The organism is Paenibacillus sp. N3.4 (genome assembly GCF_008017805.1).
Taxonomy (GTDB): Bacteria; Bacillota; Bacilli; order Paenibacillales; family NBRC-103111; genus Paenibacillus_E.
On sequence record NZ_VRTT01000003.1, the window covers coordinates 1 to 14,387 of the forward strand.

Here is a 14,387-nt window from a genome sequence, read left to right on the forward strand (position 1 = left end):
TTTTGATACCTTTATTATACAAAAAAACAGGCGTCTTTCACACAAATAAATTGCGCAAAAGATACCTGTTTATTTTTTGTGGACTTTTTCAGTGGCCTCTTAATCTGGAGGGTCCTTTTTCTTTTATCTGCGCTTTTTTGTGATCGAAACAATCAAGGCTAATGCGCCTAATACAACAGCCACAATGGACAGGTATAAGGATGTATTGGAGGAGGACGAGCTGGCAGCTTCTGCTTTACCGGTTGTTACTTGACCATGACTGTCCGTTGTAGCACCTGCGGCTGTCTTGGCTTTAACCGTCGTGACAGAAGCGGGCTTGTCAGCGCCATCTGCGCCAACCCATTCTACGACACTGCCGTCTTTGTAAGTTTGGTAAGCTTTCCACACAATTTGGGTAGCCGTGTCAGCGACTTTACCCTGCATGCTGAAATCACCGAATTCCGTGCTGGATAATCCATCTCCGGTTGCGTTCCAAGTGACGCCTGTAATTTTGCCGGCGCTATCTTTGGCCAGTTCGTAAGTCCAGCCTGCTTTGGGCTCGAAGCGGGAGATTGCTACGGAATCAAGCGGAAATTTCACTTCTACTTTAACAGTAGGAATATCTTTCTCGTTCGGCACGCGAACAGTAAACTTCTCATAACTGCCTTGTGTGGATTCTTTCGGATACACAACCACATGAGCGCTTGCGATACCGGCAAGAAGCATGGATACAATCAGGAAAACACTTGCATTTAACATTAATTTCTTAAACATAAATCGTGAACCCCTTTCAAATCAACTCTTATCATGTTGTCCATGTTACTGGAACGGCAAGCATAAGAATATGACTCTAACGGGCTATTTTTTCGACTAGATTTGTCCTTTTCGTGTCAATCCGAACTTAATGGCGAAAGCGGTTAGTTGAACGCGATTCTCAAGCTGCAGTTTTTCTAAAATGTTTTTCATATGATTTTTGACCGTATGTTCGGAAATGAGAAGCTTTTCGGCAATCTGCCTGTTATTATTGCCAAGTGCTACATAAGCGGTGATTTCCTGCTCTCGCGAGGTAAGCATGCTTGGGGTGGGTCCTTCCGTATGTGCGCTAATCGGTGCGCGAAACCGATGGAATAGCTTGTCCGCCATTCGTCTGGCGACATCGGAATTGTCGTCCAACAGGGCACGCAGATACGTGAGCCATTCGTCAGGGTCCATATTTTTCAATAGGTAACCTTGGGCACCGAATTGCAGGGCTGTGAAGAGGTCGGCGACGTCGTCGGACACAGTCAGTATAACAATACGAATGGACGAGCCGTATATTTGTTTGATCTGCCGCGTCGCTTCTAGACCTCCCATAGGAGACATGTGAATATCCATAAGCACTACGTCAGGCGATACAGAGCCGCATAAGAAAATGGCCTCCTCGCCATGACTGGCTTCGCCTACGATATCGAAGTCTGAGACAGGCTCCAGCATACTGCGAATAGCCTTTCTGGCAAGCGGATGATCGTCAACGATCAGCACGCGATATGGTTGATTTTGTGTCATTCTGCGGGTCCCCTTTCGGCGGTTACTAGAAGTTCGGTTACTTGCTGCGAAGCGTCAATTTCTTTGGAATGCAGCACAAAGGTTGCACCCAGCTCCATGGCTCTCTTCTGCATAAGCTCAATGCCATACTTTTTGCTTTTAGCTTTGCTTTGCTGTAATCCACAGCCATTGTCAGTTATTTGAAGTCGCCATCCCGATGGACGGGCGCATAGATCAATCCTGGCTTCTGTCGCCATGGAATGTTTTCGAATATTTGTAAAAGCTTCTTGAATAATGCCAAATAGCTGCACTTCTTCTACGGAAGAGAAGCGTTGCTGTTCAATATCCAGGTTTTCCTGCAGTTCAATACCTGCTGCCAGCTGCCAATCCTGCAAGTATTTATGAATGCGTTGTTCAAAGCCTGAGCCTTCTTCAGGCGGCGTTCGCAGGTTGAAGATGGCTTGTCTCAGCGAGTTGTCAATTTCAGAAACCGCTGCCTTAGCTTCGTCCAAATGCCCTTGTTTTAATTTAACATTTAAAAAGAACAGCGTTTGAGCCAAATCATCGTGCAGCTCTCTGGCCAACCGCTCTCGCTCTTCATACACCGCTCTGCGGGCCTCTACATGAGTTAACTTCTCGTTGCTGCGCTCAATGCTCTGGAACATCCAAGAAGCAAATAAGTAAGAAAGCAGCAAGGTAATCAAAGTAATCGTAAAATTGCCGGCCTCCATCGTCAAATAGTTAAGCAGAAATTCATGACGAATATACTCAAACCCACCAATGATGAAGACAGGCAATTAGAATTGTAAATAACTTTAAAACACGTAAAGACATTTAACGTCTCATCTCCTTAGCGGCAACTATAAATTGGAATGGTTTCTATTATATCAGGATAAATATTAGAATTCTTCACAAAAAAAAGCTTTGAGACTTTTCAAGTATGCACACGTGTGCTACATTATTATTAATTCGTAGCACGACTGGAAGGGCATGGTGGAAGATTGTATGTGGAAGACGATGATGCAGCAGAAAAAAAGCTGGGGTGGCTATGTTATTTGTATTGCCATCTTACACATTGTAGGAATATTTGGACTGTATAGCGCTGCGAAGGCATCGCCTGCCTTTTGGGGAATTGGTCTGCTTGCCTACACGTTAGGTATGCGGCATGCTTTCGACGTTGACCATATTGCCGCTATTGATAATACGGTTCGCAAACTTGTCCAGCAGAAAAAAAATCCGCTAGGCGTCGGTTTCTACTTCTCGCTTGGACATTCGTCGGTCGTTTTCTTAATGGCCATAGCGACCGCATTTTCCGTAAAATGGGCAGAAAAGGAATTACCGTGGCTGCAAAGCTTCGGCGGTATCATCGGTGCATCGGTTTCAGGACTTTTTCTGGTTCTTATCGGCATTTTGAACCTTCTTATTCTACTTAACCTATATAAGCTGTTTCGCAAATTTCGTGGCGGAGAATATAACGATAATGAGTTTGAAGAGCTGTTGGAGTCGCGTGGACTCATAGCCAGAATGATCAAGCCGTTGTTCGCTTTTATTAGCAAAAGCTGGCATGTATATCCGTTGGGTTTCTTGTTCGGTCTGGGCTTCGACACCGCGAGTGAAATTGCTTTACTGGCGATCTCGGCACACGCTGCCAAGGAAGCCATACCGTTCATCGGTGTCCTTTCTCTGCCATTGCTGTTTGCGGCCGGCATGAGTCTGTTCGACACGGCCGATGGCATGTTTATGACGAAAGCCTACAAATGGGCGTTCCATACACCTGTAAGAAAGCTATACTATAATTTGACCGTAACCACATTAGCCGTGTTAGCAGCATTGATCATTGGTGTGGTTGAATTAGGACAGGTCATTTCTGAACAATTTGGTTGGGAAGGAACGTTCTGGTCCTGGCTGCAGGATCTGGATTTTGGCACGCTGGGGTACATCTTGGTCGCTTTGTTCGTTTTGGCTTGGGCTGTTTCCGTAGGTATTTGGAAATGGCTGCGGATTGAGGAACGCTGGAGCGCTAAGACTTAATTTTTGGAAATAGCCTCAGTTTTATTGCTGATGCTATTTTTTTTTGTTATGGTGAACAATGGAATATGAATTTTTTCTAAAGGTTATTATGGAAAAAAGGATTTTGCTGAAAAACGTTGAATGTAGTCTGTCTGATAATTTGATACTATGTAAAGAAAGTAGGACTTATATGATTGAGTTTAAACACATTTCCAAAGTATATCCTAATGGTACGGTAGGACTTAATGACATTAACCTGACCATTCAACCTGGGGAATTTGTTGTTATTGTTGGTCTTTCGGGTGCAGGGAAATCTACTTTGCTTCGCTCCATCAATCGTTTGCATGAAACAACAGATGGACAAATTTTAATAGATGGCAAATCGATTACGATGGCGAAAGGTGCCGAATTGCGCCGTATGCGCAGAGATATCGGGATGATTTTCCAAACTTTTAATCTGGTTAAACGTTCTACCGTGATTCGCAACGTCTTATCGGGCCGTGTTGGCTACCATTCCACGCTGAGAACCGTGTTGGGACTATTTCCCAAAGAAGATATTGAGCTTTCCTTAAAAGCGATGGAGCGCGTTAATATTCGAGAGAAAGCTTATTCACGCGCTGATGAATTGTCCGGTGGTCAACAGCAGCGTGTTTCTATCGCCAGAGCCTTGGCGCAAGAAGCAAAAATTATTTTGGCGGACGAGCCTGTTGCCTCCCTGGACCCTTTGACGACAAGACAAGTTATGGATGATTTGAAAAGAATTAATACGGAGCTAGGCATCACAACGGTTGTCAACCTTCACTTTATTGATCTTGCACGTGAGTACGCGACACGTATTATCGGACTTCGTGCAGGTAAAGTTGTCTATGATGGACCCGTAGCTGAAGCGACGGATGAGGTATTCTCCGAAATTTATGGCCGGGCCATTAAGAAAGATGAACTGCTGGGGGTGCAGGAGGGATGAGTGTAAAAACCGTCAAGAAGCCTCCTCGTACGAAGTTGTATCTGACCATCCTGATTATGGTTCTTTTCCTGATCGGGAGTATTTATCAAACGGAAGCGACGTTAACAAAGCTTATCTCCGGCACACCGGAAATTTTTAAATTCATTGCCGAAATGTTCCCGCCAGATTGGCAATTTTTTGCTGATATTTGGAAGCCGATGGCGGAGACGCTGCAGATGTCGATTATCGGGACAATCGTGGGTGCTTTGTTCGCTTATCCGATGGCGCTCTTAGCAGCCCGTAACGTCAATACGACGCCATGGCTGTTCTATCCGGCCCGATTATTAATGAATCTATGTCGGACCATTCCTGACTTGCTCTATGCAGCCATATTTGCGGTATTAGTTGGTTTCGGGCCAACAGCAGGTACGCTTGCGCTAATTTTCTTCACCTTCGGTATTTTGTCGAAGCTTTCTTATGAATCTACCGAGGCCATTGATCCGGGGCCGCTTGAAGCTATGACAGCCGTTGGCGCGAACAAGCTCAAGCTCATTCGTTTTGGCGTTATTCCGCAAGTTGCGCCTACTTATTTGGCTCATTTGCTGTATACCTTTGAAGTAAGCATCCGGGCATCCGCTATTCTCGGATTAGTAGGAGCCGGAGGTATCGGTTTGCTGCTCAAAAACTCGCTTGATCTGTTCCGTTATGATCAAGCCTGTGCGATTGTTATTTACACACTTATTGTCGTTGTCATCATCGACTTGATTAGTACGCGATTCCGCTCTTTCTTGTTAAAAGGCAGCGCGAAGCCAGTCTCGGCATCACGTTCCAAATCGTATATGATTATCGGCTGGTTGGTCGTCATTGCTTTATTGATCTGGTCTTTCACAGGTTTGAAATTAACTGGTTTCCAGCCAACGACTTGGATTCTTACTAAAGCGATGTTTAAGGGACTTACTCATCCAGACTGGGCTTACGTATATATCCCTGAAGGGGAAGATTTAATTCGCTCCTTGCTCGAAACTTTATCTATTTCCTATCTAGGTAATTTCGTTTCAGCGATTGTCTGTCTGCCGTTCGCGTTCTGGGCCGCATCGAATCTGAGCCGCAGACGTGCAGTTTCCGGTTCAGGAAAATTGTTCCTCAGTGTGGTTCGTACGATTCCGGAAATCATTATGGCCTTAATCTTTATCAAAGCCGTAGGTCCAGGCGCATTTGCCGGTGTCATGGCGCTCGGACTGCATTCCGTTGGTATGTTAGGCAAACTTTACGCCGAAGCCATCGAGAACATGGACATGGGGCCTACGGAGGCGATGACAGCAGTTGGGGCTAACGTTTGGCAGAAGATGGCGTTCGCTATCGTGCCTCAGGTAATCCCAGACTTCATCTCGTATACCTTGTTCCGTTTTGAGATCAACGTACGTTCTGCGACGCTGTTAGGTGTTATCGGCGCAGGCGGTATCGGTACTCCGCTCGTATTTGCCATTAATGCCAGACAGTGGCCGCGTGTAGGTATTATTATCATTGGAATTATTATTACCGTCTCGATTATTGATTACATTTCCGCAACGCTGCGCAAACGAATTGTATAGAGCAAAAAGACGCCGTTAAGAGGCGTCTTTTTGTTTCCGGCAAAGAAACGAACCGCGGCAACATTCTGGACTCTCCCTGCTTAGTGCTGCTTGGAAACCAGATGTAAAGCGTAATTTCTTTGAAGTGTTCGTCTTGTGACAGCTGTATCGGCTGCTTCGAGCACTTCAATATGTTCGATCATTTCAATCGGAATGAGGATATTATTAATTTTCAATAGTTGAAAGGGTGCATAGTAGGTAGAGATGATTCCTTGAATATCGTCGTTGCCGCAGCGAATACACACGGTATTTTTACTGGTTATGAGTGCTTGAAACATCGATTTCACCTCACCTAAGTAATGACAGGTCCAAGTCTGGATTCATCACACGAAAAATGGAATAAGGCTTATACATACTCTTGGACACCACAATCATACTATGTTACGGTGAAAGCGACTAGTACACAAAAATCCCCCATTGCGACTCTGAATAAGAGTACGTAAGGGGGATTTCTTAGTTCATTCCAATTCGCTTATTTCAAGCCCATTTCTTTGTTAACACTACGTACGATATCGAATTTAGCATCGTCAGAAGCTACATAACCTTTGTGTGAGTACACATCGAAAATGACTTTTTGGCCTTCTGGATCGTTGCCGATTGCGATAAATGCGTCTTGAATTTTCTTTTTCCAAGTTGCATCCATATCGGAGCGAACAGCAATCGTATCATTAGGAATTTTATCGGAGAAAGCAAGAATACGCGTTTGTTTGAAAATGTCCGGATAGTCTTTAGTCATGTTGGCACGGATATCTTGGAAAACGCCGACTGCGTCAACTTGACCGTTAAGCAAAGCGATAATCGCTTTGTCATGACCTTGGAATTGTACGCCAGTAACGTCTTTAACTGGGTCAACGCCAGCTTTTTTCAATACGAATCCTGGGTATACATAACCGGCAGCGGAAGTAACACCTTGCCAACCCATTTTTTTGCCTTTCAAGTCAGCTACAGACTTGATTGGTGAATCTGCTTTTACGACGATTTCTGATTTGTAGAAATCTACAAGATCTTTGGTAGGTTGACCTGTTGTATCATCAACGCCAAGACGAGTCGCTTGTGCAACCAGATCAACGGCTTTACGAGTATCATGGGCAACAACGTAGTTACTTGGCGGCAAGAAGCCGATATCGACTTGTCTGGAAGCCATAGCTTCGATAACCACGTTATAATCTGTTGAAACAGACACTTTAACTGGTATGCCAAGTTTGTCAGAGAGTAATTTCTCAAGCGGCTTTGCTTTTGCTTCAAGCGTTTCTGCATTTTGGGAAGGAACGAATTGAACTTTCAGTTCTTTCGGAATGAAACCTGCTGCAGCTGGAGTTGCCGATGCTTTCGTCGATGCTGCTGGGGAAGCTGCCGGGGAAGCGGCTGGTTTGGTGTCTTCTTTCTTTGCACCACATCCTGCAAGCACACCTGCAGCAACAATCATGGACAAGCTAATGACAGTAAATTTTTTAATCATCTCTTTTTGACCTCCGTTTAAATATTTACTTTTACCTACGTAGTAATATAACATTAACACATGTGATATGGAAGATAGTGTGAAGTATTTGTTAAAGTGACAAGAAATATGTATATAAATACAAAATATTGGATATGTGGGAGTGGGAATAATGGAACAAAGCGCAACACATCAGACATGTCGAATTAGCATTTTGGAAACGAGTGATTTACATGGCAGCATGCTGCCCATTCATTACGCCAATAATCAGCCCAATGAGGTTGGCTTAGCCAAAATTGCGGCTATTATTGCCGAAGAGCGAAGCAAGGACCAGCATGTCATTGTAATTGATAATGGCGATCTTATTCAGGGCACCCCACTGGCTTATCATCATGCCAGATTAGATAATGAACCTGTTGACCCTATGGTTTTAGGACTGAATTATTTGGGCTACGATGCGGCTGTTCTCGGCAATCATGAATTTAACTATGGACTTGATGTGCTGCGCAAAGCTGTTCATGAATCCGAGTTCCCATGGTTGTGCGCAAGTATTGTGGATGCTGCCAGCGGAGAGCCTTTCTTAGGGAAGCCTTATATCATCAAGCAATTCGAAGGCGGCATTCGAGTAGGCATATTGGGTTTAACAACACCGTATATTCCGAATTGGGAAAATCCGAATCATATTGTTGGTCTTCGTTTCGAAGACGCTGTGCAAACGGCTAAAAAATGGGTACATATCTTGAAGCAGCAAGAACACGTAGATGTTGTTGTCGTTTCTTATCATGGCGGTTTTGAAAGAGATTTGGTAACCGGAGAACCAACAGAGCCTTTGACAGGTGAAAATCAAGGGTATCGGCTTTGCATGGAGGTAGAGGGAATCGATGTTCTGCTTACCGGCCATCAGCACCGCAGCCTTGCTGGTGTAGAACTCAATGGCGTAGTCATTGTTCAACCTGGGACTGCGGGAGTAACACTCGGCAAAGTGGAATTGGAGCTATCGCTATCGGCAGGAAAATGGCACATAGATGCGAAGCAATCGGTGCTTTTATCCGTTGCTAATATCGAAGCCGATATGAAGCTTATTGAATTGATCCATGAGTACGAAAACAAGACGCAACAATGGCTTGACCAGCCAATTGGTAAGTTGACAGGTGATATGCTGGTTAAAGATCCGATGCAGACTCGCTTGAAGGACAACGCACTTATCGAGTTCATTAATCGGGTGCAAATGGAGCTCTCAGGGGCATCCATTTCCAATACAGCACTTTTTGATAACATTTCACCAGGGTTTCCATCCGATATTACGATGCGAGATATTGTATCTAACTATATTTATCCCAATACGCTGAAAGTGATCCGCATTTCGGGACAGGACATCAAGGATGCGCTGGAGCAATCTGCCCAATATTTCAATCGAACACCGGAAGGTACAATCGAAGTAAGCGCCAGTTTCAAAGATCCGAAGCCGCAGCATTACAACTATGACATGTGGGAAGGCATCACGTATAAAATCAATATCTCTCGTCCTGTCGGCGAACGTGTCGTCATGCTTGAGCGTGAAGGCAAGCCACTGGATCTCAAGGCTTCCTATGATGTTGTGATGAACAACTACCGTGCAGGAGGCGGTGGCAATTATGCTATGTTCCAAGACAAACCGGTTGTTAAGGATATCCCAACGGATGTAGCAGAACTTTTGGCTGGATACATTATGGAGCGTGGTACGATCGAAGCCACTGTGAATAACAACTGGGAAGTTATTTGGGATTAAAAGGCTTCCATACGAAAGTCGTAAACAAGTTCAGCGCAGAGGCGTTCTCTTGTTTGCGGCTTTTTCGTCTATTCATGATTTCATAGGTTTGGACTTCCTTTCATTTGATTCCCGTCGCATTTTAGGACTTTGCTAGATTGTTAGAATTGGATATGATTAGGATACAACAACAATATGATTTGGAGGATTTATCATGAATACGATTGAATTGTGGCCGGAAGCTGCGAGGGAAAGTGAAGGCAGCGCGAATGCCGGATGTCCAAGCTTGTCCTTATATCCTGTATCCGGTGAAGGGCTGCGTGCAGCTGTTATCGTTTGCCCGGGCGGAGGTTATGGGAACCGCGCCTATCATGAGGGTGAGCCTGTTGCCCAGTGGTTAAACGGACTAGGTATTTCGGCGTTTGTCCTCAACTATCGTGTGGCGCCTTATAAGCATCCAACTCCACTGCAAGATGCTCAACGAGCGATAAGGATGGTTAGGCATCATGCGGAGGAATGGGGAATAGATTCGAATCGAGTCGGTATTCTGGGCTTTTCTGCGGGCGGACACTTAGCCTCAACAGCTGGCACTCATTATGATGCTGGGAATACACAGGCTGAAGATCCGATTGAGAAACAAAGCAGTAGACCCAATTTAATGGTGCTGTGCTATCCTGTTATTACATTCGGGGAATTTACGCATGTCGGCTCTAAACATAACTTGTTGGGTGAAACACCGGAGGAGGCATTGGTGGCCTCTCTATCGAACGAAACTCAGGTCACGTCGGACACGCCTCCAACGTTTCTGTGGCATACAGCGGATGATCCTGCGGTTGCTGTTGAGAACAGTCTCTTATTCGCCGGAGCGCTTAGTCGTCATAAAATCCCTTTTGACTTGCATGTCTTTGAAAGTGGTGTGCATGGCATCGGACTGGCAGAAAATCATCCGGAAGCCAGCTTATGGCCAGAGCTTTGCGCGAGATGGCTCAAAAAGCAGCAATTTGCATGACAAAGCTTGCTTATCAATGCCATAGCCTCGGGGATTCAGCTCTCGTCATAAGGCTTGGTACGAGCATCGACTATGTGACGCTAAATCGTGTGCGCCAATTGACTGCATTTTTAGAAAAACATAAGTTTGCAGGCTTTGTAGAAATCGTCGCGGCATATATGACAATAACGATTTATTACGATTGCTTCACTGTTTACCAGTCCGGTACCAGTCGAGATGTCTTACTTCCCTACGAAATGGTCCGTTTACATATCCAAACGGCGATAGCTGATTTTGAAAAAGAAATGAAAAATGAACGCGATGAAGCTGTCCGAGCCGTCGACATTCCTGTCTGTTACGGAGGTATTTATGGACCTGACTTAGAAGAAGTAGCCGCCTATCATGGCGTTAGCTCTGATGAGATCGTACGGCGCCACACCGCACAAGAGTATCCGGTTTATTTGATTGGATTTGCGCCGGGATTTCCTTATTTGGGCGGATTGGATAAGCGCTTGGAGACGCCGCGAAAGGCAATCCCTCGGACCAAAATTAGTGCTGGATCTGTAGGCATTGGAGGGGCTCAAACGGGGATATATCCACTTGAAACGCCTGGAGGCTGGAACCTGATTGGCCGCACGCCTGTTGTTTTATTTCAGCCGCATGCAGACATACCCTCCTTGTTGAAGGTAGGGGACTTGGTCCGTTTTGTCGCGATAACGCCGGAACAGTTTGATTTTGCAGCAGAAAGGAACTCAGAGTATGGGCTTTAAAGTCATAAATCCTGGCTTGCTGACAACCTTACAGGACATGGGACGATACGGACAGCGCAAATATGGCGTAGTTACATCCGGACCTATGGACCTTTTTGCGCATCGTGTCGCCAATATACTCGTAGGGAATCCGGCTGACAAGGCGACACTCGAAATGACACTGCAAGGGCCCGTTTTACACGCGCACAAAGATATGCTTTTAGCTCTATGCGGAGCCGATATGGAGGCTAATGTGGACGGGGTTTTCGTTCCTCTTTGGTCTCCTTTTGTCATTCATGAAGGATCGAAGCTCCATATTCATTATGCACGGCACGGATGCAGAGCTTACTTGGCTGTTGGCGGAGGCTTTGACAGCTCGCCTGTCATGGGCAGCAGAAGTACATATTTGCGTGCTCGTATAGGTGGATATGAAGGCAGAGCGCTGCAAGAAGGGGATGTACTGCCGGTCGGCGCAGCCGGTCAGTCTTCTAGCCGTTTATATCATGCAACAGCTCATTGGGGTCATTCAGGGAAGAAGGGACTGCTGCATACTCCGCCAATTGTGAGCACTAGGATGTCTCCGGTTTACGAAGAGAATCCTGTTGTTCGTGTCCTATTAGGCAGAGAGGCTGCCTCATTCACGGAACAGAGCAGGCATGATTTCCAGTCTCAACCTTATTTGGTTACTCCGCAATCCGACCGCATGGGATACCGGATGGAGGGCAAGAAGCTTGTGATCGAAGAGGGCATATCCAGCGAAATGATTTCAGAAGCTGTGGTTCAGGGCACGATTCAAGTCCCGCCTAGCGGTCAGCCGATCCTTCTTATGGCAGACTGCCAAACAACTGGAGGTTATCCGCGAATCGCTCATGTCATCAGTGTCGATCTCCCATTAGTTGCTCAAGTGAAGCCTGGCGGTCAGCTTCGATTTCGAGAAGTCAGCCATGCGGAAGCGCAAGAACAGATTGTGCTGAGAGAGCTGGATTTACGTTTGTTAGAGGTTGGATTAAAGGCCTGGGCGCAAGATCAGCGTTGAGTGTTTGGACACAAAAAAGACAGGGGAAATAGAAAACGGGCTAAACTCCAATAAAGCAAGACGAAATGAAGGGGAGGCTGCTAGTGTGCGAATCGATTTGAATTGTGATATGGGCGAAGGCTTTGGTGCTTATCGTCTTGGCCGCGACGCGGAGCTGCTGGATTACGTCAGCTCCGCCAACATCGCCTGCGGCTTTCACGCAGGCGATCCTGCAACCATGCGCAGCACCGTGCAGCTGTGCTTGCGCAAGGGCGTTGCGATCGGGGCCCATCCGGGCCTTCCCGATCTGCAGGGCTTTGGCCGGCGCGAGTTGGCTATTTCGCCGGCTGAAGCCTACGAGCTGACGTTGTATCAGCTCGGGGCGCTGCAAGCGTTCGTCCACGCCGAAGGCGGACGCTTGCAGCACGTTAAGCCGCATGGCGCGCTCTACCACATGGCGGCGAAGCGGCATGATCTTGCCGCGGCGATTGCGGCAGCAACGGCGAGCGTCAGCGCGGAGCTGACGCTGTTCGGCCCGCCCGGCAGCGAATTGCTGCGGGCGGGCGCCGCCGCGGGGCTGCGGACCGCGAGCGAAGCATTCGCGGACCGCACTTACCGGCGGGACGGTTCGCTCACGCCTCGCGAGCAGCCTGGGGCGCTTGTAAGCAGCGCCGCCGATGCTGCGGCGCAGGTCGTTCGGCTCGTCCGTGAAGGCAAGGTCCTCACCGCAGAGGGGGAGGACCTGAGGATGCACGCGGACACGATCTGCCTTCACGGCGACGGCGTGCATGCCGTGGAGTTCGCGCGCGATATCCGCATGCTGCTGGATAGCCAGGGCATCAGGGTTATGGCCCTGCAGCTATAGCTCTTCGACAACAGAGCTTGCTTTTTGCAACGAGTGCTTCATTTTTTCTCCTTGCTATACAAATGAGATGGTTGTCGGGAGAAATGCAAAAGTTCCACTTTTCTCGCCAGCAGGAGAGAATCAATATAACTGTTTTTTCACTTGAGTCCTGCTCCCGTTTATGAGTAAATATAAAGGTAGCCGGCCGGCTTAGTCCTTAGGAAAGGAGTGATCGAGATTGATTACAACACAAACTGAGGTGGTCTCTGCGTAAGCAGAGTCCACTGTTTTACGGAGGCCGCAAGGCTCCCCATAATCTTCGGGTAGACAGCGAGAAGCTTTTTACATATAATTGACAAGTAAACATGTAATGTAAAGAACGCAAGTATTGAAACGACTACAAACAACTATTCGGTGAAGGGAGTGCTATTAAATGAACAACACAATGACAGTAGCGATGAATGTTGCGGCCGCCGCAGAGGTACTCGTCTCCTAACTGAATATCATTCGTTGGAATAACCGTTCACCTGAATTGTATAATTGCATATACAACCGACAGGCACGATTATGATCGTGTTTTTTTTATTCCATTTTTTGAGAATGATAGGAGGTTTAGGGGCCGATGAAGATGCTCTCTGCAAATCAGACAAAGTTTACTTTGCTCTACACATTTGAGGAGGTTTTCATCCATGAGTTACAAGAACGGGAAGGACGTTCTTCCCCCTAACCTATTAAAACAATTACAAGAATATATCCAAGGTGAAATTGTATATATCCCTAAAAAAGAGCAAAAACGCGCTGGATGGGGAGAAAATAACGGAACAAGGATTATTATTGAGCGTAGAAATCAAGAAATTTTTCGGTTGTATCAGACGGGCTCTACCGTACTTGAGCTCATCAAGGTCTTTCACCTTTCGGAAGACAGCATACGCAAAATTATTGTAAAAACACGCGAATTAACAGCAAATCGAGTATAGAAGCAGTAACCTCAGAGGTTCTGCTTTTTTTTTATTTATATAAATTCCAAAAGGATACTCCTGGCGCTTTAAAGGAAGGGAAATCTCACTTCTCAGCGAATTAATTGGAGTAAAAGAGACTTGCTTTTATCAATGGGGAGGAAGGGCTATGTTTTCGGTATTTGTTTATGGAACGCTGCTTGTCGGGGAGAGCAATCATCATATTGCAGCTCCATTTGTGTTATCTGTGAAACCTGGAACCATAAACGGACGTTTATATGATGCAGGCCCTTATCCTGCCCTTGTTTTGACGGAAGAGAATTACGTTGTCGGCGAGTGGTTGGAAGTTACGAAAGAAGGACTGGAAGCCATGGATGTGCTAGAAGGATATCGGGGTCCGGGAGCTTCTAATGAATACGAAAGAGTATGGGTTCCTGATGTGGATGGGCTCCGTGAAGGTTGGGTTTATATTTGGGAAGATATTAGCGGACTCAAAGAAATCAGTGGTTCTTCATGGAAATTGTATAGCGAAGGACAAGGTTTGTGACACCATTCCATTTATT

The 14,387-nt window shown here is 46.3% G+C and carries 15 protein-coding genes; 10 read left to right on the plus strand and 5 right to left on the minus strand.

Annotated elements, in window-relative coordinates; translation table 11 throughout:
• Positions 1–123: 123 nt before the first annotated feature.
• The 3 genes from FU659_RS02800 to FU659_RS02810 all read right to left on the minus strand — a co-directional run bounded on the left by FU659_RS02800 (position 124) and on the right by FU659_RS02810 (position 2,300).
• Positions 124–753, minus strand: a complete 630-nt coding sequence (locus FU659_RS02800; protein ID WP_147946147.1) for a YcnI family copper-binding membrane protein — start codon at positions 751–753, stop codon at positions 124–126.
• 96 nt (positions 754–849) lie between these two features.
• Complete coding sequence (locus FU659_RS02805; RefSeq protein ID WP_147946148.1) at positions 850–1,524, minus strand: response regulator; 675 nt, start codon at positions 1,522–1,524, stop codon at positions 850–852.
• Positions 1,521–2,300, minus strand: a complete 780-nt coding sequence (locus FU659_RS02810; RefSeq protein ID WP_261807573.1) for a sensor histidine kinase — start codon at positions 2,298–2,300, stop codon at positions 1,521–1,523. The genes FU659_RS02805 and FU659_RS02810 overlap by 4 nt, the downstream gene beginning before the upstream one ends.
• Positions 2,301–2,508: 208 nt before the next feature.
• Here FU659_RS02810 and FU659_RS02815 point away from each other — a divergent pair, with 208 nt between their 5' ends.
• From FU659_RS02815 to phnE, 3 genes are all read left to right on the plus strand, one after another.
• On the plus strand, positions 2,509–3,534 hold the full coding sequence (locus FU659_RS02815; protein WP_147946149.1) for a HoxN/HupN/NixA family nickel/cobalt transporter: 1,026 nt from the start codon (positions 2,509–2,511) through the stop codon (positions 3,532–3,534).
• Positions 3,535–3,703: 169 nt separating this feature from the next.
• Positions 3,704–4,477 carry a phosphonate ABC transporter ATP-binding protein gene (gene phnC / locus FU659_RS02820; RefSeq protein ID WP_147946150.1) on the plus strand — a complete coding sequence of 258 codons (774 nt, stop codon included), beginning with the start codon at positions 3,704–3,706 and terminating at the stop codon, positions 4,475–4,477.
• Positions 4,474–6,048, plus strand: coding sequence for a phosphonate ABC transporter, permease protein PhnE (phnE, locus tag FU659_RS38690; protein ID WP_147946151.1), 1,575 nt, complete (start codon positions 4,474–4,476; stop codon positions 6,046–6,048). Before phnC ends, phnE begins: the two co-directional genes overlap by 4 nt.
• Before the next feature lie 80 nt (positions 6,049–6,128).
• Here the strand turns inward: phnE and FU659_RS02830 are convergent, their stop codons facing one another.
• On the minus strand, positions 6,129–6,365 hold the full coding sequence (locus FU659_RS02830; protein WP_147946152.1) for a hypothetical protein: 237 nt from the start codon (positions 6,363–6,365) through the stop codon (positions 6,129–6,131).
• A gap of 194 nt (positions 6,366–6,559) precedes the next feature.
• On the minus strand, positions 6,560–7,546 hold the full coding sequence (locus FU659_RS02835) for a phosphate/phosphite/phosphonate ABC transporter substrate-binding protein (protein ID WP_147946153.1): 987 nt from the start codon (positions 7,544–7,546) through the stop codon (positions 6,560–6,562).
• A 151-nt stretch (positions 7,547–7,697) separates the two neighbouring features.
• Here FU659_RS02835 and FU659_RS02840 point away from each other — a divergent pair, with 151 nt between their 5' ends.
• The 7 genes from FU659_RS02840 to FU659_RS02870 all read left to right on the plus strand — a co-directional run bounded on the left by FU659_RS02840 (position 7,698) and on the right by FU659_RS02870 (position 14,371).
• Positions 7,698–9,293: a bifunctional metallophosphatase/5'-nucleotidase gene (locus tag FU659_RS02840; protein ID WP_147946154.1), complete on the plus strand. Its 1,596-nt coding sequence runs from the start codon at positions 7,698–7,700 to the stop codon at positions 9,291–9,293.
• Between the two features lie 193 nt (positions 9,294–9,486).
• Entirely contained in the window at positions 9,487–10,281 is a 795-nt protein-coding gene (locus FU659_RS02845; protein WP_147946155.1) for an alpha/beta hydrolase, read from the plus strand.
• Positions 10,278–11,030, plus strand: coding sequence for a 5-oxoprolinase subunit PxpB (pxpB, locus tag FU659_RS02850; RefSeq protein WP_147946274.1), 753 nt, complete (start codon positions 10,278–10,280; stop codon positions 11,028–11,030). The genes FU659_RS02845 and pxpB overlap by 4 nt, the downstream gene beginning before the upstream one ends.
• The gene (locus FU659_RS02855; RefSeq protein WP_147946156.1) at positions 11,020–12,045 is read left to right on the plus strand and encodes a 5-oxoprolinase subunit C family protein; all 1,026 of its coding nucleotides are present in this window, start codon (positions 11,020–11,022) and stop codon (positions 12,043–12,045) included. Before pxpB ends, FU659_RS02855 begins: the two co-directional genes overlap by 11 nt.
• A gap of 85 nt (positions 12,046–12,130) precedes the next feature.
• Positions 12,131–12,889 (plus strand): LamB/YcsF family protein, encoded by a 759-nt coding sequence (locus FU659_RS02860; protein WP_261807574.1) that lies wholly within the window; start codon positions 12,131–12,133, stop codon positions 12,887–12,889.
• 668 nt (positions 12,890–13,557) lie between these two features.
• On the plus strand, positions 13,558–13,845 hold the full coding sequence (locus tag FU659_RS02865) for a CD3324 family protein (RefSeq protein WP_147946157.1): 288 nt from the start codon (positions 13,558–13,560) through the stop codon (positions 13,843–13,845).
• A 148-nt stretch (positions 13,846–13,993) separates the two neighbouring features.
• A complete protein-coding gene (locus tag FU659_RS02870) occupies positions 13,994–14,371 on the plus strand; it encodes a gamma-glutamylcyclotransferase family protein (protein WP_147946158.1) in 378 nt (125 codons plus the stop codon).
• Positions 14,372–14,387: the final 16 nt, after the last annotated feature.

Bases quoted from the DNA above. Each gene is read 5' to 3' on its own strand.
- FU659_RS02800 (WP_147946147.1), bottom strand. From the start codon at position 753: ATGTTTAAGAAATTAATGTTAAATGCAAGTGTTTTCCTGATTGTATCC.
- FU659_RS02805 (WP_147946148.1), bottom strand. From the start codon at position 1,524: ATGACACAAAATCAACCATATCGCGTGCTGATCGTTGACGATCATCCG.
- FU659_RS02815 (WP_147946149.1), top strand. From the start codon at position 2,509: ATGTGGAAGACGATGATGCAGCAGAAAAAAAGCTGGGGTGGCTATGTT.
- phnC (WP_147946150.1), top strand. From the start codon at position 3,704: ATGATTGAGTTTAAACACATTTCCAAAGTATATCCTAATGGTACGGTA.
- phnE (WP_147946151.1), top strand. From the start codon at position 4,474: ATGAGTGTAAAAACCGTCAAGAAGCCTCCTCGTACGAAGTTGTATCTG.
- FU659_RS02830 (WP_147946152.1), bottom strand. From the start codon at position 6,365: ATGTTTCAAGCACTCATAACCAGTAAAAATACCGTGTGTATTCGCTGC.
- FU659_RS02835 (WP_147946153.1), bottom strand. From the start codon at position 7,546: ATGATTAAAAAATTTACTGTCATTAGCTTGTCCATGATTGTTGCTGCA.
- FU659_RS02840 (WP_147946154.1), top strand. From the start codon at position 7,698: ATGGAACAAAGCGCAACACATCAGACATGTCGAATTAGCATTTTGGAA.
- FU659_RS02845 (WP_147946155.1), top strand. From the start codon at position 9,487: ATGAATACGATTGAATTGTGGCCGGAAGCTGCGAGGGAAAGTGAAGGC.
- pxpB (WP_147946274.1), top strand. From the start codon at position 10,278: ATGACAAAGCTTGCTTATCAATGCCATAGCCTCGGGGATTCAGCTCTC.
- FU659_RS02855 (WP_147946156.1), top strand. From the start codon at position 11,020: ATGGGCTTTAAAGTCATAAATCCTGGCTTGCTGACAACCTTACAGGAC.
- FU659_RS02865 (WP_147946157.1), top strand. From the start codon at position 13,558: ATGAGTTACAAGAACGGGAAGGACGTTCTTCCCCCTAACCTATTAAAA.
- FU659_RS02870 (WP_147946158.1), top strand. From the start codon at position 13,994: ATGTTTTCGGTATTTGTTTATGGAACGCTGCTTGTCGGGGAGAGCAAT.